The sequence below is a fragment of the Mesorhizobium dulcispinae genome, assembly GCF_033977345.1.
Taxonomy (GTDB): domain Bacteria; phylum Pseudomonadota; class Alphaproteobacteria; order Rhizobiales; family Rhizobiaceae; genus Mesorhizobium; species Mesorhizobium dulcispinae.
Genome location: NZ_JAVIIY010000006.1, coordinates 144,590 through 170,968, shown reverse-complemented (window position 1 = coordinate 170,968; position 26,379 = coordinate 144,590). Strand labels below are relative to the sequence as shown.

The window sequence follows — 26,379 nt, the reverse complement described above, 5'->3', positions numbered from 1 at the left end:
TCGTTCAATCTGGCAGACCTGCTTTGCGATAACCGTCGACGAAATGGTCACACGTCGCCTGATCTCGAAAGGGCTGTGAAGCGACCCAATGGCTGATTGTGAAATGTGGATTGCTCGCCATGAACAGCGCGCCTTCCTGGCGGGCCTCGTCCGTTCGTCCCAGTTGTGCAAGGCTTGCTGCAAGCAAGCGCCGCGAAATTGTTTGGTACGTGGCCTCATCGCGTAGCGTGACGACTGCCAACTCATACTGGCAAGCGGCGTATTGCGCGAACCCCAAATCCCAATAGTACCACTTTGGCGGGTGCGGGTTCAGGCGGAGTGCCTTTTGGACCTGTTCAATCGCGGTGGCCGGCTTACCGCTCAACACCGAAAAGTCCGACAGGTCCGCCCAGGCATCGGCGTAATTCGGGTCAATCTCGAGCGCGGCTGCGAACTCGGCATCCGACGCGGACCAGCGCCGTTCATATGCCAGCAAGTGGCCAAGGACGAAGCGGCAGCCGGCATCGTTCGGGTCGAGCTTCACGGCTTTTTCTGCCGTGGCAACGGCCACAAGCCGGTTGGGCACCTCTGGCTCGCCCCATTGCGCCCAAGCCTGCCAGAGATGAAATGCCAGGAGCCGATGCGCCTCCGCATAATCCGGGTCGAGGGTGATCGCCCGCTGCAACAGAAGACGCGATTCGCGCGACGCCGCCGGCGAAATTCCGATCAGCGCCCGCCCACGCACGCAAAGATCATAGGCTTCCAAGCTGTTTGGCCGATTACGCGGCGGCTGTTTCGCCAGGCGGCCGATCAGAGCCTCGACGATCTTTGCGGTCACCTCGTCCTGCACAGCAAAAATATCTTCAAGATCGCGGTCAAAACGGTCCGCCCAAAGATGATTTCCGGTGATGGCATCGATCAACTGAACGTTGATGCGCACACGACCGGCGGCGCGGCGGGCGCTGCCTTCCAGCAAATAGCGGACGCCAAGATCACGGGCGATCAGCCGGATATCGATCGACTTTCCCTTGTAGGCGAAGGTCGAATGGCGGGCGATCACGAACAGGCTGGCGTTCCGCGACAGATCGGTGATGAGGTCTTCAGTCAACCCGTCTGTGAACACGTCCTGTTCGGCGTCGCCGCTCATGTTGGTGAAAGGCAGTACGGCGATCGACGGTTCTGACGGCAGAGGCAGCGGTCCGGGCTCGCCTTTGCGCTCTGCAATTGCCGCATGCCGCACCCTGTAGACACGCACGGGCTCAGCAATGTTCTTCAATGACTTCTGCCCGAGATCGTCGAAACCGGTCTCCACCTTCCGCTTGACCTGATCGTAAACGTTGCCCGAAACGCAGATGTCCCCAGGCTCGCCCAATGCCTCCAGCCGAGCGGCAACGTTCACGCCGTCGCCGTAAAGATCGCTACCGTCCACGATGATATCACCGAGATTGATGCCGATTCGCAGGATTACCCGCCTGGAGTCCGGCAAACTTTCATTGGCCTCGGCCGTGCCGTACTGGAGATCGACGGCGCATTGGACGGCATCGACCGCGCTGGCGAACTCGACCAAAACACCGTCACCCATGATCTTGACCAGGCGGCCTCGATATCGCGTGATCAGGGGAGCCAGAATATCGCGCCGTCGCGCCTTCAGGATCTTGAGGGTTCCTTGCTCGTCCGCTTCCATGAGACGGCTGTAACCGACCACGTCCGCGACCAGAATGGCGGCAAGACGGCGCTGGACGCGTTCTTCGGCCATTGAGGTGGGCGCCTCAGAAGATTCACTCGCACATATGGTATTGGCACCATCCGGAGATGTCCATCTGGGCGCCCGGTCCCCGGTTTTGTTCTGGAGTGGTGAAAATTGGCGCACCCGACAAGATTCGAACTTGTGACCTCTGCCTTCGGAGGGCAGCGCTCTATCCAGCTGAGCTACGGGTGCTTCCCGGGAAACCGGAAAACGAACCAGCCGGTGAGCCGGCCAGCCACGGCTTCTTAGCGGAAGCCGCCCCCAGCTTCAACGGGCAATTGGCATGGCGGGATATTCGCGATCCTGGGGCAGGATTTCGCATGCCTCCGGCGGCTACACCGGCGTTGAGGCCGAACGGTCTCGCTGATCGTGCGATTAGAGGCGGCGCCCCTGCTTCGGCAATCCGTCGCACCTTCTCAGCGTCGTTAGGCGCAAGCCCGCCCTCACCCCTCCGCCTCGACCTTCGCCGTCCTCCGCCGCACCCCTCTCGTCGCCCGCTTCGGCTTCTTCGCGGTCAGCTCGTGCATCGCATCGAGCTGCATCTGCTGCATCTCGGCCAGGCGCTGCCATTGGCGCGAGATCAGGTAGTCGAGCTTTTCGTGCAGGTGCCGCACTTCCAGCTCTGCCTTGAGGTTCACCCGGTAGTCGTTGAAGGAGCGCAGTCGGTCTTTGGCTTCCTGCCGCTTCTGGCTCATCATGATCACCGGCGCCTGGATGGCGGCGATGCAGGAGAGCATCAGGTTGAGCAGGATGAACGGGTAGGGGTCGAAGGCGCCGACCGCGCCCTCGAAAAGGTTGATGCCGATCCAGATCAGCAGCACCGCCGCGAAAGAGATCAGGAACCACCAGCTGCCGCCGAACTCGGCCATAGTGTCGGAGACGCGGTCGGCGAAGGAGCGGTGCTCCTCGAACTCCTCTTCCGAGTTTTCCGAGATCGTGTCCTGCCTCGCGATCGATTCCACCACCTGGCGGTCGAGCTCGGAGAATTCGCCGTGCTCCTGCTGCAGCAACTCCTCCATGTAGCGCATGCGGTAGCGCGAGAGCTCCTGGCGGCTGATGCGGGCGCCGCGCGGCAGGTCGGGATGGTCGGAGCGGATGCGGTCGGAGAGGCTCGGCCTCAGATCGTCGATGCGCACCAGGTCGCGCTTGCGGAACTTTCTGCCGCTGATCGCCGACGGCTTTTTCTTCGGCTTCACCCGTGCCGCGCCGGGAGGGGTCGGCTCCGAATCCGGCACCTCCGGCGCTTCGAGGATCTCGTCCGCCGCCTCGTGCTGGTCCTCCGGCACGGTGGCCGCCTCGAGATACTCGCCGCCGCTCTCGGTCTCGTCGTCAATTTGCTTTTGTGCGGATGTCTTCGGGTCGCCGGCCATGGTCAGTACTCCTGTTCTCGGCTTCCGATACGATACGCCAAGCCGGCGCGGCATATCCATGGTGAGTGTGAAGGTCGTGTGACCGAACAAGTTCTTGTGATGGGGTGCGCCTCTTCGCCGGCCTCTGCGTGCAATCGCATATGCGGCGCTGCCCCCGCTCCGTCTCGGCGCTGCGCGCCGATCCACCTCTCCCCCATTTCATGGGGGCGAGGAAACGCCAATCGCTGAGGGCGCGACCCTCCGCAAACTTGGGTTCCTCGCCCCCGCGGAAGCGGGGGAGAGGTGGCTCGGCGAAGCCGAGACGGAGCGGGGGAGCGCCGTCGGCGATTGTCCGTTCTTCGGCTGGTGCAATCATCTGCGCCGCCTGGCCTTGATCCAGGTCATGCCGCCCCCTGTGGTTGGCCTGATAGGGAAATTATATCCGGTTCAGGCCTGATCGCAGGCTCCCGCCACCAGGGGCGCGCATCGCCCCGCAAAAGAGGGATCGCCACCATGTACAAACACATCCTGATCGCCACGGACGGCTCGGAATTGGCCGGCAAGGGCGTTGCCCACGGCCTGGAACTGGCCAAGGGCCTCGGCGCCGCCGTCACCTTCGTCACCGTCTCCGAGCCGTTCCCGGCGCTGGCCTGGGGCGGCGCCATGGCCGGCTATGTCGCCGCCGACGAGCTCACCAATTACGAGGAAAGCGCGCGCAAATATGCCCGGGAGGTGCTGGAGAAGTGCAAGGCCGAGGCCGATAAGCTCGGCGTGGGCGCGAAGGTCCTGCATGTCGAGAACAAGACGCCCGCCGAGGCGATCCTCGACACGGCCCGCACGCAGGCCTGCGACCTGATCGTCATGGCCTCGCACGGCCGCCGCGGCATCGGCCGGCTGGTGCTCGGCAGCCAGACCGCGGAAGTGGTGTCGCTGACGGAGATCCCGGTGCTGGTGGTGCGGTAGGGCACGTTGATATTCAGGTGAGGCCGGCCTGCAAACGGCGGCTTCCTGCGCTTCCGGTCGGCACAAGGCGAGATCGGTAGCATTCCTTCACACCCCCCTCTGTCCTGCCGGACATTTCCCCCGCAAGGGGGGAGATTGACAGCCCCGAGGCCGGCGCACTCAATTCGCACTTTGGTGATTGGCGAAGGCCGGCGTGATATCTGATCTCCCCCCTTGCGGGGGAGATGTCCGGCAGGACAGAGGGGGGTGCTGTCCCGCCGGCATTTCAAAGTTTCTGCACGTGCTACTGCGCCGGCAAACCAGGCGCCGGCACACCGGGAATTGGCACGCCGGGCAGCGGCGAACCGGCCGGCTGCTGCCCGGCATACATCAGCTGCGGCTTCGCATCCGCCGTCGTCGTCGTGAGACTCCGCTGGATCAGCGCCTCGACATGGTCGTTGCGCTGGCGCGCGCTTTGGGCGCCCATCACCACCGCGATCAGATGCCTGCCGTCGGCATTATAGGAGGTGACGATGTTGTAGCCGGAGGCGCGGATATAGCCGGTCTTGATGCCGTCGACGCCGCGCACCCGGCCCAGCATGTCGTTGTGGCCGCGCACCAGCCGGCCGCGGAACATGAAGTCGCTTTCCGAAAAATAGTGGAAATGCTGCGGGAAGCGGTGCTCGAGCGCCATCCCCAGCACCGCCATGTCGCGCGCGCTCGTCACCTGGCCGTCGTCGGGCAGGCCGCAGGCATTGCGGAAGTTGGTGCTGGTCATGCCGAGCTGGTGCGCCTTGGCCGTCATCATGGCGGCGAACTGGTCCTCGCTGCCGCCGCCCAGATATTCGCCAACCGCCACCGCCACGTCGTTTGCCGACTTCACCACCATGGCGCGGATGGCGGAATCGACGTCGATCGTCTCGCCGTGCCGGAAGCGCAGTTTCGTCGGCGGCTGCGAGGCGGCGTGATCGGAAACCGGGATCTGCGTTTCCTTGGTCACCCGGCCGCTCTCCAGCGCCTCGAACAGCATGTAGAGCGTCATCATCTTGGTCAGCGAGGCGGGATAGCGCTGCGCCGTCGAGTTGACCTCGAACAGCGTCTTGCCGGTCGAGGCATCGACCACGATCGCCGCGTATTTCTGCGGCTGCGCCGGGACGGTGAGCACGCTTTCCGGCGGCGCGGCAGTCGTGCAGCCGGCGACCAGCACCAGAAAGGCAAGCGCGGCGATCAGTTTCTGGATGAAGGGCAAGGGACGCAGATAGGACAAGACTGTTCTTAAGCTGTTGCTGAGATGCGGCGAAGCTAGCCTACCGCGCCCGCCGCGTCCAACTGGTTAACGGCGATTTTAACACGCAAATGCATCCCGGACTGGGCGCCATCGGCGAAGCTGCCAATCTCCCCCCTTGCGGGGGAGATGCCCGGTAGGGCAGAGGGGGGTGCTGTCCCGCCGACCTGCCGCCAAGCGAAGCTATGTCCTCAGACGGATTTAACATGGCTCATGTCGAAAGGCCGTGATCCTTCACACCCCCCTCTGTCCTGCCGGACATCTCCCCCGCAAGGGGGGGAGATCGGATGCTGCCTAGGCTTTCGCTAATCGCCGGCGTTGCAAGGTCGACGCGAAACCTTGGTGCTCGGAGCGATTTCACCCGCTTTGCCATCCACACCCCCTTGCCGCTATGATGCTTGCGGCTTGGAATCGGGGGGATCGGCATGTCGGAAATCGCCACGGGTACGACCTCGCTGCTCAGGGCTTCGCTCAGCCGCACAGGCAAATGGGCGGGCAGCGTCGCTTTCCTCAGTGGCGCGGTGTCGGACGTGCTCAATCCGCTCGGGCCCTTTGCCGCCTATATCGCGCTCATCGCGGCGGTCGCCGCCGCGATCATCGCCGTCGCTATGGTGCTGCGCCTGGTGCTGGCGGCGAAGGCCATGCCGGCGCTGATCTTCGCCACCAGCGCCGCGGCGATCGCCGGCGGCGTCTACGGCATCCAGCAGGAAACCAATTCGCAGAACGGCGTCATCGCCGCCCTGGTGCCGGCGGTGGCCGAGCTGCAGCAGTCGCTCGGCATCGTTTCGGAAAAGGTGGCGAAGATCGAGAAGACCGTCACCGAGACGCAAAAGACCGTCGAAGCGGTCAAGAAATCCACCGACACGGTGGCGCAGAAGACCGACCAGATCGCTGAGACGCAGAAGCAGCAGACCGCACAGGGCGCTGAGACGCAAAAGACCGTGGAAGCGGTGAAGCAGAGCACGGATACGGTGGCGCAGAAGACCGATCAGATCGCCTCCGCCCAGCAGCAGCAGACGGCGCAGGGCGCCGAGACGCAGAAGACGGTCGAGGCGGTGAAGCAGACCACCGACAGTTTGGCCGCCGGCCAAAAGCAGCGGCAGGCCCAGGCCGAAAAGCTGCAGGCGACAACCGAGCAGATCGCCGCCTCGATCGACACAATCGCCAAGGGCTTTGCCCAGCTGGCGGCGCAGGGCGGCGCGATCGCCAATCCCAAGCGCCCCGACGAGTTCTACCACAACGCCCGCGTCTATGAGCTGGCGGGGGATATGCTCAACGCCCGGCGCGCCTATCTCGCCTTTGCCGGCTTCGATGTCGACGCCATCGATCCCTACACGCGCTTTGCCACGCTGCTCAGGGTCCAGGACGGCAAGGCCGGCGCCCGCGAAGTGTTCGGCACGCTCGCCGAAAAGGCCAAGGCGCCGGCGATCAAGCTCGTCCATCTCTTGCAGTTCGACGACGCCCAGCGGCTCGACAAGCTCAACGCCTTCATATCAGCCAATCCCGATTACGCGCCGGCTTACTTCCTCGAGGCGCAGGAATTTTCCGAGGATCGGCTGGGCAGCCAGACGCTCGCCGACAAGCGCAGCGAAGCCCAGGCGCTGACCAAATTCGTTTCCTACGAAACGGACGGCGGGCTGCTCAAATATTTCGTCGACCAGACCCAGTTGGCCGACTGGCTCGATCGCAGCCGCACCAGGCTGGCAGCGCTCGGCGACGTGCTCGACCCGTCCCGCTTCGTGCCGACGCTGACGCCGACGCGCTCCAATGCCGGCTGGTCGATGACGATCTCGCTGCCCGAGCCGGCGACGGCGATCTCCTGGCGGCTTGGCGACTCTGGCCCCTTCACCGACACCGGCCTGATGGCGATGAACGACCAGCGCACCGGCAAGCCGATGCCCAACCCGAGCTTCGAGCTGCCGGACAGCACCGCAGCCACCAACATCGCCATAAAATATCTCGACATCCGGGGCCGCGAGACGGGCCCGTTCGACATCCGCTTCGACCCGGATTCAGCGCTTCAGCAAGGCAACAAGCAGATCCTCGACCAGTTCTGGACGTCATGGATCGCCTTCGACGCCAGCGGCAATCACGGCCTGGTCTATTTCACCCAGATGCTCTCCTTCCGCTGCGCCATCAAGGCGGTGCATTACAGCCTCAACGGCACCGCGCTCGACAAGGAGATCAAGATGCCGCCCTGCGACGCCAAGGATCCCTACGCCATCCCCGCCGACTACCAACCCTATTTCAAGGTCAAGGACGACGTGAAATCGATGGCGGTACAGGTGACTTATACCGACGGCACGAAGTCGCCGGTCAGGGAGTATAAGAGGCAGTAGGGCTCCTCCCACCCTCCCCCTTGTGGGGAGGGTCGATCCGCGTAGCGGATCGGAGTGGGGGTCGAAAGGACTCTTTTTTGGTTGGACCCCCACCCCGGCGAGCGATCTCCGCTTTGCTCCGATCGCTCGCCGACCCTCCCCACAAGGGGGAGGGTGGGGAGCTGATGCAAATTGCCTAGGGCTCCGCTTGCGCGAACGGCACCGGTCAGGCTTTGCTGGCGCGCTCAAGAAGATTCGGACGAGGTGAAGCCATGGACACAGCCACCATCAAGGCAAAAGGCATTTCCGTTTCGCTCGATCTCGCCGTCGGCCACATCGCCGCCATGGAGGTCGAGGCCGACGGCCGCGTCCTGAAGCCGCTGCACCGCGCGCCCTGGGTCGGCTCGCCGCGGGAGACGCTGCCGGAAAACCTGCCCGAGGGCACGGTGCGCCTATCCGGCGATTTCCTCTGCGCGCCCTTCTCCGCCAGCGATGTCGAGGCAGCACCCCTGCATGGCTGGACGGCCAACAGCGAATGGGATGTCGTCGAAAACGCCGCCATTGCCGGCGGCTGGCGCGCCGTCTTCCGGCTGCGCCGCAAGGTCATGGGCGCTTCCGTCGACAAGATTTTTACCCTCCGCGACGGCCATCCCTTCCTCTACCAGGAGCACATTTTTTCCGGCGGCTCCGGCGCCATCTCCGTCGCCCATCATCCGATGACGGCGATGCGGGACGGCGGCAGGCTTGCCTTCTCGCCGAAGCGCCTGGCGGTCACACCGGCGGCCCCGTTGGAGCCCGATCCGGCGCGCGGCCGGTTTCGCCTGGCCTATCCCGCCCGCGCCAACGATCCGACCCATTTCCCGGTCGCGGCCGGCGGCACCACCGATCTCACCGACTACCGCATGGAAGACCGGCGCGAGGATTTCATCACGCTGGTCGAGGCCGATCATGACGGTCCGGGCTGGACGGCGCTTGCGCGGCGCGCCGAGCGGGATCTGGTGCTGGTGCTCAAGAACCCGGCCGAATTGCCGGTCACCATGCTGTGGTTCAGCAATGGCGGGCGCGATTACGCGCCCTGGAGCGGCCGTCACATCGGCGTGCTCGGCATCGAGGACGGCCGCGCCGCGGTCGGCCACGCTGCCTCGCTCGGCGACAACTGGTTGAAGCATGAAGGCGTGGCGACGGCCTTCGCGCTCGCCGAAGGGCGCAGCGTCTCCTTCCGCCATGTCATCGGCGCGGTTCCGTTCGCCGACGCCGAGCCGCCAAGCGGCCTAGAATCAGCGCCTGACCGATTGCGTGTCCTTGGCGCCGGCGGGGCGGCGCGGGAGGTACCGTTCGACGGCGACTTCCTGCGGATCGATCGGCCTGTCCTCGCGTGAGGCCCGCGATTTCGTCATTCCAGGGCGAAGCGGGAGCGAAGCTCCAGGGATGAAGGGGCGACTAAGAAAGTTACTGTGACGCCGCGTTCCTTCACACCCCCCTCTGTCCTGCCGGACATCTCCCCCGCAAGGGTGGAGATTGGCAGCTTCGTCGGCGGCGCTCTTCCACCAACGTAGGCGTTTTACGAAAGCGGCAGTGACGCCCGATCTCCCCCCTTGCGGGGGAGATGTCCGGCAGGACAGAAGGGGGTGCTGTCCCGCCAGCATTTCGGATTTCTGCACCGCAGCGGCGGCATGCGACTGCTAGCTCGCCGTCTATGTTTGAAATTTCCGCCGACAGCCGCCAAGATGCGGCCCGGAGTCGCTAGCGAAGAGGCGCTGATGTCTGACCTGGCCCATATCACTGCCGCCATCTTCAAGCGCGCCGGCAAGGCCAAGCGTTTCGTCGTTGCCATTGCCGGCCCGCCGGGAGCCGGCAAGTCGACCATATCGGGCAGGCTGCATGAATTGCTGCCCGAAGGCACGTCGGAAGTGGTGCCGATGGACGGCTTCCACTTTGACGACATCGTGCTCAACCGGCGCGGCCTGCGCGCGCGCAAAGGCGCGCCCGAAACCTTCGACTTCGCCGGCTTCGAGACGCTTTTGAAGCGCATCCGCTCCGGCGAGCCCGATATCGCCATTCCGGTCTTCGACCGCAGCATCGAACTGTCGCGCGCCGCCGCCGAGATCATTCCCGCCGACATCAAGTTCATCCTGGTCGAAGGCAACTATCTGCTCCTCGACGAGGAGCCCTGGTCGCGGCTGGCGCCGCTGTTCGATTTCACCATCTTCGTCGACGTGCCGCGCAACGAGCTTGAGCGCCGCCTGATGGAGCGCTGGCGCAGCCATGGCAAGTCCGACGAGGACGCCCGCGCCTGGATCGCCTCCAACGACATGCCCAACATCGAGCGCGTGCTGGCGCGCCGCCGCGAGGCCGATCTGGTGATTGGTTAACCTGCTCAATTTTCAATATTTTTGGGCGGGAACCTTAAGACTTACGAGTCGTTATGCCGGTACCCCTAATTGTCCGGCGCCGAAGCAATTCCAGGAAAAGTGTGAAGCGGTTTTCCGTCCGGAATTGTGCGAATAACAGGGAACCGTCCCATGGCAACAAAGACCAGAAAACCCGCGCCCGCTAAAAGCAGGGCCAGTCAATCCAGAACGACGCAATCGACGACCGCCGACCGCTCCAAGGACGCCAAGCCGACCTTCGGCAAGGCGGCGCCCAAGAAAGTCGTGCCCGGCGCATCGCACAAAGTCGCTGCAAAGGCCGCGAAGCCACATAAGCCGGCGGCGAAGTCAGGTCCGATCCGCACCGTAGCAAGTGTGGCGACCGGCGCGGTGGTGGCCACCGCGCGGCTTGCCGCTTCCGTGCTCGGCCGCGGCGGCGCCAAGGCGAAATAGGTTTAGCTTCTTGCCGGAATGGTCAGGCCCCTTTGCACGGCCGGCCGTGCAAGGCCCCGCTCCAGCCATGCCCCGACATCAGGGAAATCGTCGAAGCCGACGAGGTCGCGCGCCTCGTAGAAGCCGATCAGGTTGCGCACCCAGCCCAGCGTCGCGACATCGGCGATGGTGAACTCGTCGTCCATGATCCATCGCCGGCCCTTGAGCCGCGTTTCCAAAACACCGATGAGGCGCCGCGACTCGTCGCGATAGCGTTCCAGCGGCCGCTTGTCGGCGATCTCGCGCCCGGCGAATTTGTTGAAGAAGCCGACCTGGCCGAAGATCGGGCCGATCGCGGCCATCTGGAAGAACACCCATTGGATGGTTTCATAGCGCCGGATCGGATCGGCCGGGATCAGCTTGCCGGTCTTGTCGCTCAGATAGAGCAGGATGGCGCCGGACTCGAACAGCCCGATCGGTTTTCCGTCGGGCCCGTTCGGGTCGATGATCGCAGGTATCTTGCCGTTCGGGTTGAGCGAGAGGAATTCCGGCGTCCAGCTCTCGTTCTTGCCGATGTCGACCGGATGCGGCTCGTAAGGCAGGCCGATCTCCTCCAGCGCGATCGAGATTTTCACGCCGTTGGGCGTCGGCCATGAATAGAGCTGCAGCCGGTCCGGGTGCTTGGCCGGCCAGCGCTTGGCGATCGGAAAGGCGGACAGGTCGGTCATCGGGGCTCCGGATGCGGATTGGCGCCGAGCGGCGCGCGTGGCGGGTGGGCAAGAATTAGGAGCCCGGCCCTTCGGGATCAATATGCCGGCAATCGGCCTGCCGTGCACGGACAGTCAACCAAAAGCAATCCGCAAGCGCGCTCGGCGAATGGCGAGCGCCGGTGTCGGATTGCCCGTATCAGATCGCCTTGAAAGCCAGCACCGCATTGGTGCCGCCGAAGGCAAAGCTGTTGCTGAGCGCCACACGCACCTTACGCTCGCGCGCCACGTTCGGCGTCACGTCGAGATCGCATTCGGGGTCCGGCTCGCGGAAATTGGCGGTCGGCGGCACGATGCCGTCGCGGATCGCCATGACGCAGGCGATCATCTCCAGCCCGCCCGATGCGCCGAGGCAATGCGCATGCATCGACTTGGTCGAGGAAACCGACAACGCGCCGGCATGCCCGCCGAAGACGCGCTTGATCGCCGCGGTCTCGATCTGGTCGTTGGCTTTGGTGCCGGTGCCGTGCGCGTTGAGGTAGTCGACATCCTCGGGATTGAGCCCGGCATCCACCAGGCAGAAGCGCATCGCCGCTTCCGGTCCCTCGACTGTCGGCGCGACGATGTCGGAGGCGTCGGCCGACAGCCCCGCGCCGGCGATCTCGGCCAGGATGGTGGCGCCGCGCGCCACGGCGTGGTCATAGCTTTCCAGCACCGCCATGCCGGCGCCTTCACCCAGCGACAGGCCCTGGCGGTCGGCCGAGAACGGCCTGCAGGTGTCGGGCGAAAGCACCCTCAGCGCCTCCCAGCCCTTGAGCACCCCCCAAACCAGCGGCGCTTCGGTGCCGCCGGCGACCATGACATCGGCACGGCCGAGCCGGATCTGGTCGACGGCCGAGGCGATGGCGTGGTTGGCCGACGAGCAGGCCGAGGTGACGCCGAACACCGGGCCGCGCAGGCCGAGATTCATGCTGACCTGGCCGGCGGCCGCACCCGGCATCACTTTCGGCACCGTGAAGATCGCGGCGCGGTTGCGGCCCTCGATCAGGATCGCGCGGTAATTTTCCTCGATCGTTTCGAAACCGGCGACGCCGATGCCGACGACGGCGCCCATCCGGTAGGTGTTGTCGGCATGTGCGGTGAGCCCGGACTGCCGCATCGCCTCCCGCGCCGCGATCACCGCCAGCAGGCTGAAACGGTCCATCGACACCACTTGCTTGCGGTCGATGCCGTGATCGGGCAACTCTTTGATTTCGCTGCCGACCTTGACCTTCAGGTCATGCAGCGAAGGATTGTCGATCGGGCCGATCGCCGAGCGGCCTGAGCGCATGGCGTCCCACATCGCCGGCACATCGTTGCCGAGCCCGCATATTCCGCCAATGCCGGTGATGACGACGCGCTTGAGCATGCAGTCAGGCTTTTTTCGCGATCAGTTCGCGAACCGCCTCGACCATGTCGCCGACGTTCTTGAGGTTGCTCCAGGCGTCGACCGTGTTCATCTCGATCTCGATGCCATACTTCTCCTCGAGATCGAAGATGATCTCGGTCAGTTCCAGCGAATGGATCCCCAGCGTGTTGAGATCGGTGCTGGCGGTGATTTCCTCGCCGCCGGGCTCGGCATGGGCTTTGATCTTTTCGATGATTTCGGTCGTCAGCTGGTCAGCCATTCAGTTCCTTCCCCTGTCGTTTTCCGACGCCAGCCCCTTCGTCCCTGGAGTCACTGACGTCGTCGCCCCTACCTCGCCAGGCATCGCGTGACCGCTCCAAGGTGGCTCCCTCTATAGAAACCGAAACGATGTCAAGCAACAAGCTATATATCGACAAAGCCGCCGGAGTGCTTAACGTTGGCGCCGTGGACATGATCGACGATATTCCGCCTGCCGCGCAACGTGTTGCCGGGCGAGGCAGGCTTTTCTGCGGCAAAAGCGGCGGCCGGACCCGCCTTCAACGTCTCTACCAGGACGGATCGGCCAAGATTCGCATGCCGGCGGTGCAAGGCGATCCGCTCGAGGCGGTGCTTATCAACACGGCCGGCGGATTGACCGGTGGCGACCGGCTTGGCTGGTCGATCGAGGTCGGCGAGGGCGCCTCTGCCTCCATCACCACCCAGGCCTGCGAAAAAATCTATCGTGCCGCCTCCGATCGCGCCGAGACGACCGTCAGCCTGAATGTCGGCGCCGGCGGCCGGATTGCCTGGCTGCCGCAGGAAACGATCGTTTTCGACCGGGCGGCCTTTGCAAGGACGCTCGATGTGACGCTTGCGGGCAGCGCCGAAGCGCTGCTGTTGGAGGCGACGTTGTTCGGCCGGCTGGCGATGGGCGAACAGGCGGTGCTGGGCAATTTCCATGACCGCTGGCGGGTCTGGCAGGACGGCAAGCTCATCCATGCCGAGGATTTTCGCATCGGGCCGGATATCGCCACCGGCCTCCAGCGCCGGGCCGTGGCCGGCGGCTCAAGCGCAATCGCAACGATGCTTCTCGTCTCCCCGCGTGCGGAAACCCTGCTGGAGCCGGCGCGTGCGATCATCGAGGACTCCATCATCGGTGGCTGGGGCGGCGCCAGTTTCTGGAGCGTCGGCCAATCTGGCAAGCTTCTTGCGAGGCTCACCGCCGGCGACGGCTACCAGCTCCGCAAGCGGCTGGTCCCGCTCGTCGAATTGCTCAACGGGCAGGCGGGCCTGCCCAAATTATGGTCACTCTGACCATCGAATACGTTGATCTTGAATACCGGGAAGACGCATGAATCTGACGCCGCGTGAAAAGGACAAGCTGCTCATCGCCATGGCGGCGATCGTGGCGCGCAAACGGCTGGAACGCGGCGTCAAGCTCAACCACCCCGAGGCGATCGCGCTGATTACCGACTTCGTCGTCGAGGGCGCGCGCGACGGCCGTTCGGTGGCCGAGCTGATGGAGGCCGGCGCCCATGTCGTCACCCGCGCCCAGGTCATGGACGGCATTGCCGAGATGATCCACGACGTCCAGGTCGAGGCGACGTTTCCCGACGGCACCAAGCTGGTGACCGTGCACGAACCGATCCGGTGAGAAGAGACCGATGCTGGAACTCAGGCCCAATTGCGAATGCTGCGACAAGGACCTGCCGCCTGAGGCGACAAATGCGATGATTTGCACCTTCGAATGCACTTTTTGCGTCGACTGCGCGGAGGGCGTGCTTGGCGGTGTCTGCCCGAACTGCGGCGGCAATTTCGCGCCGCGGCCGATCCGGCCCGCGGCAATGCTGAAGAAATATCCGGCGTCGACCAAACGTGTGCTCAAGGCCGAGGGCTGCGGTCCCCGCAAGGCCGCCTGACGGCAATTTTCAGAAGGAAAGACCCGCCCATGATTTCCGCTTCGACGAAACGCACCGCGCTTGCCGCCATTCTGCTCTTTGTAGCCGCCATGCCGGCCTACGCCCATGTCGGCATCGGCACGACTTCTTCCTTCGCCGCCGGTTTCGCGCATCCGCTGTCCGGCCTCGACCATATGGCGGTGATGATCGCGGTCGGTCTGTGGGCGGCGATGAAGGGTGGCCGGGCGGTGTGGGCATGGCCGCTCGCCTTTGTCGGCGTGATGCTGGTCGGCGGCGTGCTCGGTATGCTGCATGTGCCGGTGCCCTTCGTCGAGCCGGGTATCCTCGCTTCGGTCGTGGCGCTCGGCTTGCTGGTGGCGCTGGCGGTCGACCTGCCGGTCTCGGCGGGAGTGGCCATCATCGGCCTGTTCGCCCTGTTTCACGGCCACGCGCACGGCACCGAAGTGCCGGAAAATGCCGGCGGCTTCGACTATATGGCGGGTTTCGCTGTCGCGACGGTGCTTCTTCATGCCGTCGGCATCGCGGCCGCGCTCGGCCTCGGGCTCCGCTTCCGCGCCCTGGCGCGTGTTGCCGGCGCCGCCTGCGCGGCGGTCGGTGCCGGCCTTGTCTTCGGCATGCTGTGAGGCGGCGATGATCCCGGGCGAAGTCATCACGGCAAAGGGCGACATCGAGCTGAACAAGGGTCTGCCGACGGTGACGCTCAAGGTCGCCAACAGCGGCGACCGCCCGATCCAGGTCGGCAGCCACTATCATTTCTTCGAGACCAACGAAGGACTGAAATTCGACCGCGAACGCGCCCGCGGGATGCGGCTCGACATCGCCGCCGGCACGGCCATGCGCTTCGAGCCGGGCCAGGAGCGCGATGTCACGCTGGTGCCGCTCGGCGGCAAGCGCGAGGTCTATGGATTTCAGCAGAAGGTGATGGGCAAGCTGTGAGGTCCGGCAAGCTGTGAGGTCTTGGGCGCTCAAATCACTTCGGGGGCTTGGCGGCCGCGTAGATGACGATCTTGCCCGGATTGTCGAACTCGACGGCGAGCACGTCCTCGGCGAGCACGCGTCGCGAATCGATGGCATTGAAGAGCAGCGCGTTAGCCTCGATCTCCTGGCGCAGTTCGGCGACGTCGTCCTGATGCTGCTTCACCTTGTTCTCGATCGCAGGCGGCGGGCCGCCCTCGCTGCGCGCGGCATCCGTCAGGAACACGATGTCGACGGTGTCGAGCCTGGTCGTCTTGCGCACCGTGCCGATATTTTCGCGCGTGCGGTCTATTGCGGTGATGACTTTGCCGGCTTCCGTCTTCGACAGCGCCTCCTCCTGCCGGATGTCGGAATCGACGATCGCCGCGCCCGGCTTGGTGCTGTTCAGCGGCTGCGCAGGCAGCGCCGGGGCGACGGCCATGAGAAGCATGGCCGCCACAAGGGTGGGAAATCCTGTTCCGAGGCACGGGGCGCTCGCCATCGCTCGCTCCTGATTGAACTTGTGGCGGGGCGAAAAAGGCGAAACGAGTCTCGTCGGCGGGAGGTTCCCTTGGCGATACTGCCGACGGGCCTGCACCCGGCCCGCCAGCGCTTGTTGCGAGGCTTTTCGAGGACCCTGTTTTTACGCAATCCCCGGTGGAATTGCTCGGGGTCAGCTGGCCTTCTTGGTGATCAGCGTCAGCGCGCCATTGGGCTGCAGGCTGGCCGCGATCACCTGCGCCGAGGTTATGCCCTTGGCTTCGAGAGCGGATTTCACCTTCGGCGTCGCGTCGATCGATTTGCGCAATGTCTGCAGGCCGGCGTCGCCGCGTTGCGCCACGATCTGGTTGACCTGCGTTTGCGTGTCCTTCGGCAGTTCGGTGATGTCGACGATGTTGACGCTCTCGATCGTCGGCGGCTTGGGGGTAGCGGGAGCAGGCGCGGCCGGCGCCGGGCTTGGCTGAGGCGCGGGCTGCTGCTGGGCGCTCGCAGCGCCCGCCATCATCAAGGCGGCGGTCGCGGCGAAAAATATCGCTTTGCGCATGGATATTCCTTCCATCGGTTTGGCAAACGTTCGTTTTGGGCTGACTCGGCCACCTCACCCGCCAAATGGGATCGGAAGGTGTCGCCGAGCGGGTCATTGCGTGACCATTGGATGGCGACAATGTGCGCCCCCCACACAAACAATCTCATTTGCGGGAGCAATCGCTGATGGCCAGAATCACCCGTGCCGCCTATGCCCAGATGTATGGCCCGACGGTCGGCGACAAGGTGCGGCTGGCCGACACCGAGCTCTTCATCGAGGTCGAGAAGGATTTCACCGTCCATGGCGAGGAAGTGAAGTTCGGCGGCGGCAAGGTCATTCGCGATGGCATGGGCCAGAGCCAGGTCGCGAGGGCGCAGGGCGCGGTCGATACTGTGATCACCAACGCGCTGGTGGTCGATGCGATTGCCGGGATCGTCAAGGCCGATATCGGCCTGAAGGACGGCCGCATCGCGGCAATAGGCAAAGCCGGCAATCCGGACACGCAAGGTGGCGTCACCATCATCATCGGTCCAGGGACGGAAATCATTGCCGGCGAAGGCAAGATCCTGACCGCAGGCGGTTTCGACGCGCATATCCATTTCATCTGCCCGCAGCAGATCGAGGAAGCGCTGATGAGCGGCGTCACCACCATGCTCGGCGGCGGCACCGGCCCGGCGCATGGCACTTTGGCCACCACCTGCACGCCCGGCCCCTGGCACATGGCGCGCATGATCCAGTCTTTCGACGCCTTCCCGATGAATATCGGCCTGTCGGGCAAGGGCAATGCCTCGCGGCCGGCGGCGCTGGAGGAGATGGTGCTCGCCGGCGCCTGCTCGCTGAAGCTGCATGAGGACTGGGGCACGACGCCGGCCGCGATCGATTGCTGCCTGTCGGTCGCCGACGATTACGACGTACAGGTGATGATCCACACCGACACGCTGAACGAGTCAGGCTTCGTCGAGAACACGGTCGCGGCGATCAAGGGTCGCACGATGCACGCCTTCCACACCGAGGGCGCCGGCGGCGGCCATGCGCCCGATATTATCAAGGTCTGCGGCCTGCCCAACGTCATCCCGTCCTCGACCAACCCGACCCGGCCTTATACGGTCAACACCTTGGCCGAGCATCTCGACATGCTGATGGTCTGCCATCACCTGTCGCCGTCGATCCCCGAGGACATCGCCTTTGCCGAGAGCCGCATCCGCAAGGAGACGATCGCGGCCGAGGACATCCTGCACGACATCGGCGCCTTCTCGATCATCTCCTCCGACAGTCAGGCCATGGGCCGGGTCGGCGAGGTGGCGATCCGCTGCTGGCAGACCGCCGACAAGATGAAGCGCCAGCGCGGTGCGTTGCCGCAGGAAACCGGCGACAACGATAATTTCCGCGTCCGCCGCTACATCGCCAAATACACGATCAATCCGGCGATCGCGCATGGCCTGTCGAAGGAGATCGGCTCGGTGACGGTGGGAAAGCGCGCCGATCTCGTGCTGTGGAACCCGGCCTTCTTCGGCGTCAAGCCGGAGATGGTGCTGGTCGGCGGCACGATTGCCGCAGCACCCATGGGCGATCCCAACGCCTCGATCCCGACGCCGCAGCCGATGCACTACCGGCCGATGTTCGGCGCCTATGGTAAGGCGCTGACCAACTCTTCGGTGACCTTCGTCTCGAAGGCAGCCTTCGACGCCGGCCTGCAGGGCAGGCTCGGCGTCGACAAGGCGATGGTCGCGGTCGAAAACACCCGCGGCGGCATCGGCAAGCATTCGATGGTGCTGAACGACGCCACGCCGCATGTCGAGGTCGATCCCGAGACCTACGAGGTCCGCGCCGACGGCGAGCTTTTGACCTGCGAACCGGCGACCGTGCTGCCGATGGCGCAGAGGTATTTTCTATTTTGAAAAGATCAGCGTTTCTTGGCAATCGCCAAACCCGCAAATCCTTTATGGTAGCCCTGGTTGTCCTTGGCTGTCTGGGCGGTTGCGGATATCTGAAAGAGCCGGTGGTCTTCCGTGCCGAATATGCAACTTTGAAATTGGAAGCAGAGCGCAAGTTTCCGACAGGTTCAAGCGCGGCAGCTTTTGAAGCATGGTTTGCCGGCAAATCGGCTTATAGGTTGGCGAGCAATCCACCAGTTCTGCGTCCATCCAAAGCTGGAGGTCAATGCGAGGCGCGCACCATGTGGCTTCGACGCGCCGAGGGTTGCATTTACATCATGGCTGCCAACTATTGCGTGGATGAAAAGGGCAAGATCGCTGACCTGACCTTTTCTGACTCGGGCTGCTGCTAGTAACAAAGTCCGTTGCGGCTCTTAATGGGACACCGCAATATGCGGCTCATGACAAGCGGCATTGTGAACAGGCATGGCCACCGAAATCGCCTCTCCCCACGACATTTTTCCGCATATCCGCATCGTCATGGGCATGGTGATCGGCCTCGGCGTCACCCGGCTGCTTTCGGGAACCGCCCGCATCGTCCAGCATCCCGGCCAGTACAAGCTCTACCCCGTGCATCTCGCCTGGGTCGGCTCGGTGCTTCTGATGCTGGTGCATTTCTGGTGGTGGGAGTTCGGGCTCTACGCCATCGAGAACTGGACCTTCGGCAAGTATCTTTTCATCATCTTCTACGCCATCACGCTCTTCCTGCTCTGCGCGCTGCTGTTTCCGGATTCGATGCTCGATTACACCAGCTACGAGGACTATTTTTATTCGCGGCGCGCCTGGTTCTTCGGCCTGCTTGGCGCCACCTACCTGCTCGACGTCATCGACACGCTGCTCAAGGGCCCGGAGCATTTCGCACGCTTCGGCAACGAATATCTGATCCGCACGCCGGTGTTCGTGGCGCTTTGCCTGGCGGCGATCCTGGTGCGCGACCGGCGCTTCCACATCGCCTTCGTCGCGGCCGCGCTGATCTACCAGATATCATTTATCCTGCGGCTCTTCGACACCATCGTTTGACCACCATTGGGCTGATCGCTTGGATGGTCTAGGGTCCAGCAAAAGGCAGGGTTCAACCATGTACAAGGCCGTCGGATCGCGAGGCTCCCGGGTCAGCCGTGTGCTCTGGATGCTCGAGGAGCTCGGGCAGCCCTATGAGTTCGTCGAGGTCAAGCTGCGCTCGCCGGAAGCCTATGCGCTCAACCCTTCGGGCAAGGTGCCGATCCTGATCGACGGCGAGCTGAAAATCACGGATTCGGCAGCGATCTGCGTCTATCTGGCGGACAAGCACGCCGATAAGGGCATGGGCGCCAATCCCGGCCTCGCCGGCCGCGCCGAGATGGATTCCTGGATGCATTTCGCCCAGAGCGAGCTCGAAGCGCCACTATGGAACAAGCTGCGCCACCGCTTCCTGCTGCCGAAGGAGGTGCGGGTCGATGTCGGGCCGGCCACGGCCCATGATTTCGCTTCGGAGGTGAAGGCGCTGGACCGCCGGCTGGGCGACAGGGCGTTTGCGCTGGGGGAACGGTTCTCGGCTATCGATGTCCTGCTCGGCGACATAGGCGGCTGGGCGCGTGCCGGCCGCTTCCCGATCGACTCCGCGCGGGTCAACGCCTATTTCGATCGCGTGCTGTCGCGACCCGCCCGCGCGCGGGCCCAAGCCAATGGCGGAGCCATGAAATGAAGCTCAACATCAACACCGATTTCACCAAATTCCCGCGCGCCGTCTCGGTGCTCCAAGCCGGCGAGGCCGGAGCGACCGCGCCCTACGCCAGGGCGGTGCTGGCCCATGACGAGCGGCACCTGCGCCGCCGTGCCATCGAGACGGCGGCTGGCGGCAAGGTTCTGGTCGACCTGCCCGAGCCGGTTGCGTTGAATAATGGCGACCGGCTGGTGCTGGAAGATGGCCGGCAGCTCGAAATCGTCGCGGCACCGGAAGAGGTCTATGACATCCGCGCCCGCGATGCCGTGCATCTCACCGAGCTTGCCTGGCATATCGGCAACCGCCACCTCGCGGCGGCGATCGAGTCAGACCGCATCCTCATCCTGCGCGACCATGTCATCAAGGCGATGCTGGAAGGGCTGGGCGCCACGGTCAGCGAGGTGCTGGAGCCGTTCAGTCCGGTGCGCGGCGCCTATTCCGGCCATGGGCACGACCACAGCCACGCACATGATCATCACGGCCATCACGATCATGATCACTCGCATGAACATCATGACCACCATCACGGTCATCACCATCACCATGACTGAGCCCGGCATAGCGCTGCTGCGCCTGATGGCCTGGCTGTCGCCGTCCTTTCCGGTCGGTGGCTTCTCCTACAGCCATGGCCTCGAACGCGCCGTGCAGGACGGGCTGATCGCCGATCGCCAGGATCTCGCCGACTGGCTGGAGACCCTGGTCGAGATGGGCTCTGGCTGGAACGATGCGGTGCTGTTCGCCGAGAGCTGGCGTCGCGCGCGTGACGGCGGCGATCTTAGCGAGGTTGCGGAGCTTGCCGAGGCTCTCGCTGGCGCGCGGGAGCGGCATATGGAAACCATGCTGCAGGGCGCGGCTTTCCTCAAGGCGGCGTCCGCCTGGCCGTGTCCCGCGCTGGAGCGCTTGCCTGCCGATTGCCCCTATTGCGTCGCCGTCGGCGCGATTGCCGGCAGCCACGGCATCGGCCTGGCGGAGGCGCTGTCCGCCTTCATGCAGGCCTTCTTCTCCAACCTCGTGCAGGCCGCGATCCGGCTCGGTGTGGTGGGGCAGGTCGACGCCACGGCTTTGTTAGCCGGCTTCGAATCTTTAGCATTGGCGACGGCCGCTCGCGCCGCGAACTCCTCGCTCGACGATCTCGGCGGCGCGAGCTTCATTTCCGACATCGTCGCGATGAAGCACGAAACCCAATATTCGCGTCTGTTCCGATCATGATCATCCTTGCCTTCCTCCTCTCCTTCGTCCTGCTCCTGATCACCACGCTGCACGTCTATTGGGGCATAGGCGGCGTCTGGCCCGGAACCGATGCAAAATCCTGCGCCCGCGCTGTCGTCGGTTTTCGCGGCGTCGATGAAATGCCCTCGGCTTTTGCGAGCTTTGCCGTCGCTGCGTGCCTGGCGCTCGCCACGCTGTGGCCGCTGGCGCTCGAAGGCGTCTTTGCTTCGCCTTTCCCGAAAGAAGGGCTCGCCGCCACCGCGTTGCTGATCGGCCTCGTCTTCCTCGGCCGTGGCATAGCCGGCTTCACGCCCTGGTGGCGCCGGCTGACCCCGGAGCAGCCTTTCGCGCGGCTCGACCAGCGCCTCTATTCGCCGCTCTGCCTGTTGATCGGGCTGGGCTTTGCAGTCCTTGCAATCTCGGAGTTCTCGACATGACCCAGCCTAACGGCCCTCTTCGCATCGGCATCGGCGGTCCCGTCGGTTCCGGCAAGACGACACTCACCGAAAAGCTCTGCAAGGCGTTGCGCGACGACTTCTCGATCGCCGTCGTCACCAACGACATCTACACCAAGGAAGACGCCATGATGCTGGCCCGCCTGCAGGCGCTGCCGGAGGAGCGCATCGTCGGCGTCGAGACCGGCGGCTGCCCGCACACGGCGATCCGCGAGGACGCCTCGATCAATCTGCGGGCGATCGCCGAGTTGAACAAGAAATTCCCCGACCTCGACTTGATCTTCATCGAATCCGGCGGCGACAATCTTGCCGCCACCTTCTCGCCCGATCTCGCCGATCTCACGCTCTATGTCATCTCGGTCTGCCAGGGGGAGGAGATCCCGAGGAAAGGCGGCCCTGCCATCACCCGCTCCGATTTCCTGATCATCAACAAGAGCGATCTCGCGCCCTATGTGAACGTCAATCTCGACGTCATGGAAGCGGATGCCGCCCGCATGCGCGGCAAGCGGCCCTTCGGCTTCACCGATCTGTCGCGCGGCAAGGGCCTGCGGGAGGTGATCGACTTCATCGTCGAGCAGGGCGGGCTGCAATCGGCACGGCCCGCTGCCTGATCCGCCGGTCGGCTGACCCATCAGTTTACGGTTGCTGGTCGCCGCCATGCGCGGCATGCTCTGGAGCAATTCCAGGAAAAGTGCGTAGCGGTTTTCCGTCCGGAATTGCGCAGAAGCTGGACCGCTAGAAACCGGAGGATTTTCGATGAGCCTTGCCCGTCTGCACAAGGAACCGCTGAGCAACCTGCCCCATTACGAGGAGCGGGTCGATCTCGCCGCCGCCTTCCGCTGGACAGCGCGGCTCAACATGCATGAGGCGGTCGCCAACCATTTCTCGCTGTCAGTCAACGAGGACGGCACGAAATTTCTGATGAACCCCAACCAGGTGCATTTCTCGCGCATCAAGGCGAGCGACCTGCTTCTGATCGACGCCAACGATCCCGACACGCTCTCCGGCCCCAACGCGCCCGATCCGACGGCCTGGGGCCTGCACGGCGCCATCCACCGCAACGTGCCGCATGCGCGCTGCGCCATGCATGTGCATTCGATCCACGCGACGGTTCTTGCCTCGCTGGCGGACTCGACGTTGCCGCCGATCGACCAGAACTCGGCCATGTTCTTCAACCGCCACGTCGTCGACGCGCACTATGGCGGGCTGGCCTTCGAGGAAGAGGGCGAGCGCTGCTCCAAGCTGCTCGTCGATCCCAAGGTCAAGGTGATGGTCATGGGCAATCACGGCGTGATGGTCATCGGCGACAATGTCGCCGACGCCTTCAACCGCATGTTCTATTTCGAGCGTGCCGCCGAGACCTACATCAAGGCGCTGTGGACCGGCCGCCCGCTGCGCACGCTCTCCGACGAAATAGCGGAAAAGACGGCGCGCGAGATGGACGACTATCCCGGCCAGGCCGAGCGCCATCTTGCCGAGCTGAAGGCGATCCTCGACGAGGAAGAGCCGGTTTATAGGAACTGATAACTAAAGCCCCAACTCTTTCCGCAATTCCGCGGCGCTGTTGATCACGATCGCGCCGGGCGGTCCCTCCATCGGCGCCTCCGGCCAGAAAATCGTCTTCATGCCCGCAGCCAGCCCGGCCATGGCGCCGGTGTGGCTGTCGTCGACCGCCACCGCATCGGCCGGATCGACGCCGGCGAGATAGGCGGCGCGCAGGAATGGCTCCGCATGCGGCTTGCCCTGGCGCACGTCGTTGCGGCTCACCGTGTGCATGCCGGGATAGACGAGACCGACCGCGCCGAGATTGGCATCGACGATCAGCCGGTCGGAATTGGAGACCACCGCCTGCTCGACCCCCAGCGCGCGCAATTCGTTGAACACCTCGATCGCGCCGGGGCGCGGCCTCAGCGTCTCGGCCATCGGCAAATAGTGGTCGTATTTGCGCACGATCCAGTCGTCGAAGGGCAGGTCGAGGCCGAACTGGTCGCGCAGCATCTCATAGACCGGCCATGCCGCGACGCCGAGCACCCGTTCGTGCAGATCGGTAGGCGGCGCGATGCCGACGCTGCGCAAAGCGGCCACAAGTGCGGCCTCGTGCAGCGGCTCGCTGTCGACCAGCGTTCCGTCCATGTCCCAGAAAACCGCTTTCGGCGTCATGCAAGGCTCCTTTCGCCGATCCCATAATGCCTTTCCCTTCCGAGATAAACCGTCCCGCCGGCAAATGGCTGAAGCAAGGGCCGATTGGTTCGCCCGTGACCGTTGCTCGCAGTAAGCAATTGCTCTTTCAATTGACAATTGCGCATAGCCGCTTTCGCTGTAATCTAGAGCGCCCGCCAATGTGCGGGCTGGGGAGGCAGGATGTGAACTCGCGACAGGAAACCGGCAACACCAGATTGGACGACGCCGCGCGCGCCGGCTGGCTCTATTACGTTGCCGGCAACACGCAGGACCAGATCGCCGCCAAGCTCGGCATTTCCAGGCAGACGGCGCAGCGGCTCGTGTCGCTGGCGATGTCGGAGGGCCTCATCAAGGTCCGCGTCGATCATCCGATCGCCAATTGCCTCGACCTTGCCGCGCGGCTGAAGTCGCGCTTCGCGCTCGATCTGGTCGAAGTGGTGCCGAGCGACCCGACCTCGTCCTCGACGACGATCGGCATCGCCGAGGCCGCCGCGGCCGAGATCGAGCGGCGGCTGCGTTCGGCGACCCCCATCGTCATGGCGATCGGCACCGGGCGCACGCTGAAGGCGGCGATCGAACAACTGCCGCCGATGGAGTGCCCGCAGCACAAGGTCGTGTCGCTGACCGGCAACATCTCGCCCGACGGTTCGGCCGCCTTCTACAACGTCATCTTCACCATGGCCGACCGGGTCAAGGCGCGCTCCTTCCCGATGCCGCTGCCGGTCATCGCCTCCTCGCCGGAAGAGCGCGACATGCTGCTCAGCCAGCCGATGATCCAGCCGACGCTGGCGCTTGCCGCGGAAGCCGACGTCACCTTCGTCGGCATCGGCGATCTTGGCCCCAAGGCGCCGCTCTACGAGGACGGCTTCATTTCGGAAGGAGAGCTCAAGGCGCTGCAGAAGGCCGGCGGCATCGCCGAGATCGTCGGCTGGGTGTTCGACCGCGAGGGCCGCATGATCGAAGGCATCACCAACGACCGCGTGTCGTCGGCCGCCTTGCCGTCGCGCGAGAAATCGCTGGTCATCGCTTTAGCCATGGGCGAGCGCAAGCTGCCCGGCATCCTCGCCGCCGTGAACCGGCGGCTGGTCAACGGCCTCATCACCGATGAGTGGACGGCCGCGGCACTGCTCGGCGGCGCGTGACCGGAGGCAGGCCCGGAAGGCCCATCCGCCATGATCAGCGCTCGCTGATAAAAAGAGAGCCGGCTATTCGTAGCGCTCGCGCGGATCGTTGCCGTCGAGGAAACCCATGTCCCGCTGTAGATGCGGCGACAATTCCCGGATATCGACATAACCGCGCTTGCGGCTGGCGAACCATGAAAATTCCCGCGCCAGCAGCGAAATCCAACTGCGTGCCGGGGTCGAAACGACTTTTTCCTGCATCGTGGTCATGATCGTCAGCCTTCGCCATGCTTGAACTGGATTGATCGTCGACCCCAAATATCGGGTTGGCGGCTTCGCCCTTCCAATTAAACCTCGATCATGACCCATAAGGAGGTTTTATGCCCGATCTGAGCCCCCCGCAGCTCGCGCCGCTGCCGCCGCTGCAGGCGATACGGGTGTTCGAGGCCGTGGCCCGGCATCTCTCCTTCACCAGGGCAGCACAGGAACTCGGCATGACCCAGGCCGCCGCGAGCTACCAGATCAAGCTGCTCGAGGAGCGCATCGGCGCGCCGCTGTTCCTGCGCCGTCCCAAGCAGATCGAACTGACCGAGCCCGGCCGGCGCCTGGCGCCCGCCGTCAGCGAGGCTTTTGCCATCCTGGGTCAGGCCTATGCCGCGGCGCGTGGCGGCGCCGACGGCCTGCTTTGCGTCACCACCGTGCTGACCTTTGCCTCGAATTGGCTGGCGCAGCATCTGGGTTCGTTCCAGCTTGCCCATCCCGCACTTGCCGTGCGGCTCGATACGTCGAGCCGCCTGACCGATTTCGCGCGCGAGGATGTCGATCTCGCCATCCGCTCGGGCGGCGGCAAATGGCCGGGCCTGGAGGCACACAAACTGCTCGACGCCGATTTTACGCCGATGCTGAGCCCCAAGCTTGCGGCGAGCATCGGCGGCGTCAAGGAGCCGGCGGACCTTTTGCGCTTGCCGATCCTCGATCCCGGCGATGTCTGGTGGACGCAATGGTTCGAGGCCGCCGGCGTCGCCGGGCACGACCTCGCCAACCGCCCCGGCACCAGCATGGGCGCGCAGGCCTATGAGGCGAATGCCGCGATGGCCGGCCACGGCGTGGCGATCTTGACCAGGGCGCTGTTCAAGAACGAGCTCGCCGACGGCAGGCTGATCCAGCCCTTCGATCTGGTCGGCGATGACGGCCATGCCTATTGGCTGGTCTATCCCACCGCCCGGCGCAACGTGCCGAAGATCCGTGCCTTTCGCGACTGGATCCTCGCCGAGATCGCCTGCCAGTAACCGGGCGCGACAACCAACCTCCGAGCCTGACATTCGCCGCGTTGCCCCACCGGGCGCGGCGTCGATTTGCGCT

31 protein-coding genes and 1 tRNA gene are annotated in these 26,379 nt (G+C 64.5%); 21 read left to right on the top strand and 11 right to left on the bottom strand.

What is annotated here, in order from left to right; translation table 11 throughout:
- Positions 1-4 precede the first annotated feature (4 nt).
- From RFN30_RS15540 to RFN30_RS15530, 3 genes are all read right to left on the bottom strand, one after another.
- The gene (locus RFN30_RS15540; RefSeq protein ID WP_320262967.1) at positions 5-1,735 is read right to left on the bottom strand and encodes an adenylate/guanylate cyclase domain-containing protein; all 1,731 of its coding nucleotides are present in this window, start codon (positions 1,733-1,735) and stop codon (positions 5-7) included.
- Between the two features lie 106 nt (positions 1,736-1,841).
- Positions 1,842-1,918, bottom strand: a tRNA-Arg gene (locus RFN30_RS15535).
- 251 nt (positions 1,919-2,169) lie between these two features.
- On the bottom strand, positions 2,170-3,096 hold the full coding sequence (locus RFN30_RS15530) for a DUF1003 domain-containing protein (RefSeq protein ID WP_320262966.1): 927 nt from the start codon (positions 3,094-3,096) through the stop codon (positions 2,170-2,172).
- 492 nt (positions 3,097-3,588) lie between these two features.
- Here RFN30_RS15530 and RFN30_RS15525 point away from each other — a divergent pair, with 492 nt between their 5' ends.
- Complete coding sequence (locus tag RFN30_RS15525) at positions 3,589-4,038, top strand: universal stress protein (RefSeq protein ID WP_320262965.1); 450 nt, start codon at positions 3,589-3,591, stop codon at positions 4,036-4,038.
- Between the two features lie 283 nt (positions 4,039-4,321).
- On the opposite strand, the gene RFN30_RS15520 is transcribed toward RFN30_RS15525, so the two are convergent.
- On the bottom strand, positions 4,322-5,284 hold the full coding sequence (locus tag RFN30_RS15520; RefSeq protein ID WP_320262964.1) for a D-alanyl-D-alanine carboxypeptidase family protein: 963 nt from the start codon (positions 5,282-5,284) through the stop codon (positions 4,322-4,324).
- Positions 5,285-5,727: 443 nt separating this feature from the next.
- Here RFN30_RS15520 and RFN30_RS15515 point away from each other — a divergent pair, with 443 nt between their 5' ends.
- The 4 genes from RFN30_RS15515 (at position 5,728) to RFN30_RS15500 (ending at position 10,442) form a co-directional block, all read left to right on the top strand.
- Positions 5,728-7,641 carry a methyl-accepting chemotaxis protein gene (locus tag RFN30_RS15515; RefSeq protein WP_320262963.1) on the top strand — a complete coding sequence of 638 codons (1,914 nt, stop codon included), beginning with the start codon at positions 5,728-5,730 and terminating at the stop codon, positions 7,639-7,641.
- Positions 7,642-7,892: 251 nt separating this feature from the next.
- The gene (locus tag RFN30_RS15510) at positions 7,893-8,999 is read left to right on the top strand and encodes a hypothetical protein (RefSeq protein ID WP_320262962.1); all 1,107 of its coding nucleotides are present in this window, start codon (positions 7,893-7,895) and stop codon (positions 8,997-8,999) included.
- Between the two features lie 381 nt (positions 9,000-9,380).
- Positions 9,381-9,992 (top strand): nucleoside triphosphate hydrolase, encoded by a 612-nt coding sequence (locus tag RFN30_RS15505; RefSeq protein WP_320262961.1) that lies wholly within the window; start codon positions 9,381-9,383, stop codon positions 9,990-9,992.
- Between the two features lie 150 nt (positions 9,993-10,142).
- A complete protein-coding gene (locus RFN30_RS15500; protein ID WP_320262960.1) occupies positions 10,143-10,442 on the top strand; it encodes a hypothetical protein in 300 nt (99 codons plus the stop codon).
- A 2-nt stretch (positions 10,443-10,444) separates the two neighbouring features.
- On the opposite strand, the gene RFN30_RS15495 is transcribed toward RFN30_RS15500, so the two are convergent.
- From RFN30_RS15495 to RFN30_RS15485, 3 genes are all read right to left on the bottom strand, one after another.
- The gene (locus RFN30_RS15495; RefSeq protein ID WP_320262959.1) at positions 10,445-11,149 is read right to left on the bottom strand and encodes a glutathione S-transferase family protein; all 705 of its coding nucleotides are present in this window, start codon (positions 11,147-11,149) and stop codon (positions 10,445-10,447) included.
- Positions 11,150-11,327: 178 nt separating this feature from the next.
- On the bottom strand, positions 11,328-12,536 hold the full coding sequence (locus RFN30_RS15490; RefSeq protein WP_320262958.1) for a beta-ketoacyl-[acyl-carrier-protein] synthase family protein: 1,209 nt from the start codon (positions 12,534-12,536) through the stop codon (positions 11,328-11,330).
- 4 nt (positions 12,537-12,540) lie between these two features.
- Positions 12,541-12,795 carry an acyl carrier protein gene (locus RFN30_RS15485; protein WP_126086459.1) on the bottom strand — a complete coding sequence of 85 codons (255 nt, stop codon included), beginning with the start codon at positions 12,793-12,795 and terminating at the stop codon, positions 12,541-12,543.
- Between the two features lie 191 nt (positions 12,796-12,986).
- On the opposite strand from RFN30_RS15485, the gene RFN30_RS15480 reads away from it, so the two are divergent.
- The 5 genes from RFN30_RS15480 to RFN30_RS15460 are packed head-to-tail and all read left to right on the top strand — an operon-like array spanning position 12,987 to position 15,370.
- The gene (locus RFN30_RS15480; protein ID WP_320262957.1) at positions 12,987-13,829 is read left to right on the top strand and encodes an urease accessory protein UreD; all 843 of its coding nucleotides are present in this window, start codon (positions 12,987-12,989) and stop codon (positions 13,827-13,829) included.
- Between the two features lie 37 nt (positions 13,830-13,866).
- Complete coding sequence (locus tag RFN30_RS15475) at positions 13,867-14,169, top strand: urease subunit gamma (protein ID WP_059188709.1); 303 nt, start codon at positions 13,867-13,869, stop codon at positions 14,167-14,169.
- Positions 14,170-14,179: 10 nt separating this feature from the next.
- Positions 14,180-14,434 carry a DUF1272 domain-containing protein gene (locus RFN30_RS15470; protein ID WP_320262956.1) on the top strand — a complete coding sequence of 85 codons (255 nt, stop codon included), beginning with the start codon at positions 14,180-14,182 and terminating at the stop codon, positions 14,432-14,434.
- A 29-nt stretch (positions 14,435-14,463) separates the two neighbouring features.
- Positions 14,464-15,057, top strand: coding sequence for a HupE/UreJ family protein (locus RFN30_RS15465; protein WP_320262955.1), 594 nt, complete (start codon positions 14,464-14,466; stop codon positions 15,055-15,057).
- Positions 15,058-15,064: 7 nt separating this feature from the next.
- A complete protein-coding gene (locus tag RFN30_RS15460; RefSeq protein ID WP_095799089.1) occupies positions 15,065-15,370 on the top strand; it encodes an urease subunit beta in 306 nt (101 codons plus the stop codon).
- A 34-nt stretch (positions 15,371-15,404) separates the two neighbouring features.
- On the opposite strand, the gene RFN30_RS15455 is transcribed toward RFN30_RS15460, so the two are convergent.
- The gene (locus RFN30_RS15455; RefSeq protein WP_430694659.1) at positions 15,405-15,890 is read right to left on the bottom strand and encodes a hypothetical protein; all 486 of its coding nucleotides are present in this window, start codon (positions 15,888-15,890) and stop codon (positions 15,405-15,407) included.
- Between the two features lie 171 nt (positions 15,891-16,061).
- Positions 16,062-16,433, bottom strand: a complete 372-nt coding sequence (locus RFN30_RS15450) for a hypothetical protein (protein WP_320262954.1) — start codon at positions 16,431-16,433, stop codon at positions 16,062-16,064.
- Positions 16,434-16,600: 167 nt separating this feature from the next.
- Between RFN30_RS15450 and ureC the strand changes: the two genes are divergently transcribed.
- The 9 genes from ureC (at position 16,601) to RFN30_RS15405 (ending at position 23,239) form a co-directional block, all read left to right on the top strand.
- The gene (gene ureC, locus RFN30_RS15445) at positions 16,601-18,313 is read left to right on the top strand and encodes an urease subunit alpha (protein ID WP_430699047.1); all 1,713 of its coding nucleotides are present in this window, start codon (positions 16,601-16,603) and stop codon (positions 18,311-18,313) included.
- A complete protein-coding gene (locus tag RFN30_RS15440; RefSeq protein WP_320262953.1) occupies positions 18,310-18,702 on the top strand; it encodes a hypothetical protein in 393 nt (130 codons plus the stop codon). Before ureC ends, RFN30_RS15440 begins: the two co-directional genes overlap by 4 nt.
- 73 nt (positions 18,703-18,775) lie before the next feature.
- Positions 18,776-19,369, top strand: a complete 594-nt coding sequence (locus tag RFN30_RS15435) for a hypothetical protein (protein ID WP_320262952.1) — start codon at positions 18,776-18,778, stop codon at positions 19,367-19,369.
- A 58-nt stretch (positions 19,370-19,427) separates the two neighbouring features.
- Positions 19,428-20,033 carry a glutathione S-transferase family protein gene (locus RFN30_RS15430; RefSeq protein ID WP_320262951.1) on the top strand — a complete coding sequence of 202 codons (606 nt, stop codon included), beginning with the start codon at positions 19,428-19,430 and terminating at the stop codon, positions 20,031-20,033.
- A complete protein-coding gene (locus RFN30_RS15425) occupies positions 20,030-20,602 on the top strand; it encodes an urease accessory protein UreE (RefSeq protein ID WP_320262950.1) in 573 nt (190 codons plus the stop codon). Before RFN30_RS15430 ends, RFN30_RS15425 begins: the two co-directional genes overlap by 4 nt.
- Positions 20,556-21,260, top strand: coding sequence for an urease accessory protein UreF (locus RFN30_RS15420; protein ID WP_430699046.1), 705 nt, complete (start codon positions 20,556-20,558; stop codon positions 21,258-21,260). Before RFN30_RS15425 ends, RFN30_RS15420 begins: the two co-directional genes overlap by 47 nt.
- Positions 21,257-21,697: a DUF3995 domain-containing protein gene (locus tag RFN30_RS15415; protein ID WP_320262949.1), complete on the top strand. Its 441-nt coding sequence runs from the start codon at positions 21,257-21,259 to the stop codon at positions 21,695-21,697. The genes RFN30_RS15420 and RFN30_RS15415 overlap by 4 nt, the downstream gene beginning before the upstream one ends.
- Entirely contained in the window at positions 21,694-22,326 is a 633-nt protein-coding gene (gene ureG / locus RFN30_RS15410) for an urease accessory protein UreG (protein ID WP_320262948.1), read from the top strand. Before RFN30_RS15415 ends, ureG begins: the two co-directional genes overlap by 4 nt.
- Before the next feature lie 145 nt (positions 22,327-22,471).
- Positions 22,472-23,239: a class II aldolase and adducin N-terminal domain-containing protein gene (locus RFN30_RS15405; protein WP_320262947.1), complete on the top strand. Its 768-nt coding sequence runs from the start codon at positions 22,472-22,474 to the stop codon at positions 23,237-23,239.
- 3 nt (positions 23,240-23,242) lie between these two features.
- Here RFN30_RS15405 and RFN30_RS15400 read toward each other — a convergent pair whose 3' ends face one another.
- On the bottom strand, positions 23,243-23,875 hold the full coding sequence (locus RFN30_RS15400; protein WP_320262945.1) for an HAD family hydrolase: 633 nt from the start codon (positions 23,873-23,875) through the stop codon (positions 23,243-23,245).
- A 203-nt stretch (positions 23,876-24,078) separates the two neighbouring features.
- On the opposite strand from RFN30_RS15400, the gene RFN30_RS15395 reads away from it, so the two are divergent.
- Positions 24,079-25,038: a sugar-binding transcriptional regulator gene (locus RFN30_RS15395; RefSeq protein WP_320262944.1), complete on the top strand. Its 960-nt coding sequence runs from the start codon at positions 24,079-24,081 to the stop codon at positions 25,036-25,038.
- Positions 25,039-25,101: 63 nt separating this feature from the next.
- On the opposite strand, the gene RFN30_RS15390 is transcribed toward RFN30_RS15395, so the two are convergent.
- Positions 25,102-25,287: a hypothetical protein gene (locus RFN30_RS15390; RefSeq protein ID WP_320262943.1), complete on the bottom strand. Its 186-nt coding sequence runs from the start codon at positions 25,285-25,287 to the stop codon at positions 25,102-25,104.
- A 110-nt stretch (positions 25,288-25,397) separates the two neighbouring features.
- Here RFN30_RS15390 and RFN30_RS15385 point away from each other — a divergent pair, with 110 nt between their 5' ends.
- Complete coding sequence (locus RFN30_RS15385; RefSeq protein WP_320262942.1) at positions 25,398-26,306, top strand: LysR substrate-binding domain-containing protein; 909 nt, start codon at positions 25,398-25,400, stop codon at positions 26,304-26,306.
- Positions 26,307-26,379: the final 73 nt, after the last annotated feature.

What these genes read in the sequence shown, in the direction of transcription:
- RFN30_RS15460 (WP_095799089.1), top strand. Translation starts at nt 15,065, where the DNA reads ATGATCCCGGGCGAAGTCATCACGGCAAAGGGCGACATCGAGCTGAAC.
- RFN30_RS15495 (WP_320262959.1), bottom strand. Translation starts at nt 11,149, where the DNA reads ATGACCGACCTGTCCGCCTTTCCGATCGCCAAGCGCTGGCCGGCCAAG.
- ureG (WP_320262948.1), top strand. Translation starts at nt 21,694, where the DNA reads ATGACCCAGCCTAACGGCCCTCTTCGCATCGGCATCGGCGGTCCCGTC.
- RFN30_RS15465 (WP_320262955.1), top strand. Translation starts at nt 14,464, where the DNA reads ATGATTTCCGCTTCGACGAAACGCACCGCGCTTGCCGCCATTCTGCTC.
- RFN30_RS15425 (WP_320262950.1), top strand. Translation starts at nt 20,030, where the DNA reads ATGAAGCTCAACATCAACACCGATTTCACCAAATTCCCGCGCGCCGTC.
- RFN30_RS15510 (WP_320262962.1), top strand. Translation starts at nt 7,893, where the DNA reads ATGGACACAGCCACCATCAAGGCAAAAGGCATTTCCGTTTCGCTCGAT.
- RFN30_RS15455 (WP_430694659.1), bottom strand. Translation starts at nt 15,890, where the DNA reads ATGGCGAGCGCCCCGTGCCTCGGAACAGGATTTCCCACCCTTGTGGCG.
- RFN30_RS15450 (WP_320262954.1), bottom strand. Translation starts at nt 16,433, where the DNA reads ATGCGCAAAGCGATATTTTTCGCCGCGACCGCCGCCTTGATGATGGCG.
- RFN30_RS15480 (WP_320262957.1), top strand. Translation starts at nt 12,987, where the DNA reads ATGATCGACGATATTCCGCCTGCCGCGCAACGTGTTGCCGGGCGAGGC.
- RFN30_RS15435 (WP_320262952.1), top strand. Translation starts at nt 18,776, where the DNA reads ATGGCCACCGAAATCGCCTCTCCCCACGACATTTTTCCGCATATCCGC.
- RFN30_RS15430 (WP_320262951.1), top strand. Translation starts at nt 19,428, where the DNA reads ATGTACAAGGCCGTCGGATCGCGAGGCTCCCGGGTCAGCCGTGTGCTC.
- RFN30_RS15415 (WP_320262949.1), top strand. Translation starts at nt 21,257, where the DNA reads ATGATCATCCTTGCCTTCCTCCTCTCCTTCGTCCTGCTCCTGATCACC.
- RFN30_RS15470 (WP_320262956.1), top strand. Translation starts at nt 14,180, where the DNA reads ATGCTGGAACTCAGGCCCAATTGCGAATGCTGCGACAAGGACCTGCCG.
- RFN30_RS15405 (WP_320262947.1), top strand. Translation starts at nt 22,472, where the DNA reads ATGAGCCTTGCCCGTCTGCACAAGGAACCGCTGAGCAACCTGCCCCAT.
- RFN30_RS15485 (WP_126086459.1), bottom strand. Translation starts at nt 12,795, where the DNA reads ATGGCTGACCAGCTGACGACCGAAATCATCGAAAAGATCAAAGCCCAT.
- RFN30_RS15400 (WP_320262945.1), bottom strand. Translation starts at nt 23,875, where the DNA reads ATGACGCCGAAAGCGGTTTTCTGGGACATGGACGGAACGCTGGTCGAC.
- RFN30_RS15530 (WP_320262966.1), bottom strand. Translation starts at nt 3,096, where the DNA reads ATGGCCGGCGACCCGAAGACATCCGCACAAAAGCAAATTGACGACGAG.
- RFN30_RS15385 (WP_320262942.1), top strand. Translation starts at nt 25,398, where the DNA reads ATGCCCGATCTGAGCCCCCCGCAGCTCGCGCCGCTGCCGCCGCTGCAG.
- ureC (WP_430699047.1), top strand. Translation starts at nt 16,601, where the DNA reads ATGGCCAGAATCACCCGTGCCGCCTATGCCCAGATGTATGGCCCGACG.
- RFN30_RS15475 (WP_059188709.1), top strand. Translation starts at nt 13,867, where the DNA reads ATGAATCTGACGCCGCGTGAAAAGGACAAGCTGCTCATCGCCATGGCG.
- RFN30_RS15505 (WP_320262961.1), top strand. Translation starts at nt 9,381, where the DNA reads ATGTCTGACCTGGCCCATATCACTGCCGCCATCTTCAAGCGCGCCGGC.
- RFN30_RS15420 (WP_430699046.1), top strand. Translation starts at nt 20,556, where the DNA reads ATGAACATCATGACCACCATCACGGTCATCACCATCACCATGACTGAG.
- RFN30_RS15500 (WP_320262960.1), top strand. Translation starts at nt 10,143, where the DNA reads ATGGCAACAAAGACCAGAAAACCCGCGCCCGCTAAAAGCAGGGCCAGT.
- RFN30_RS15525 (WP_320262965.1), top strand. Translation starts at nt 3,589, where the DNA reads ATGTACAAACACATCCTGATCGCCACGGACGGCTCGGAATTGGCCGGC.
- RFN30_RS15490 (WP_320262958.1), bottom strand. Translation starts at nt 12,536, where the DNA reads ATGCTCAAGCGCGTCGTCATCACCGGCATTGGCGGAATATGCGGGCTC.
- RFN30_RS15540 (WP_320262967.1), bottom strand. Translation starts at nt 1,735, where the DNA reads ATGGCCGAAGAACGCGTCCAGCGCCGTCTTGCCGCCATTCTGGTCGCG.
- RFN30_RS15515 (WP_320262963.1), top strand. Translation starts at nt 5,728, where the DNA reads ATGTCGGAAATCGCCACGGGTACGACCTCGCTGCTCAGGGCTTCGCTC.
- RFN30_RS15390 (WP_320262943.1), bottom strand. Translation starts at nt 25,287, where the DNA reads ATGACCACGATGCAGGAAAAAGTCGTTTCGACCCCGGCACGCAGTTGG.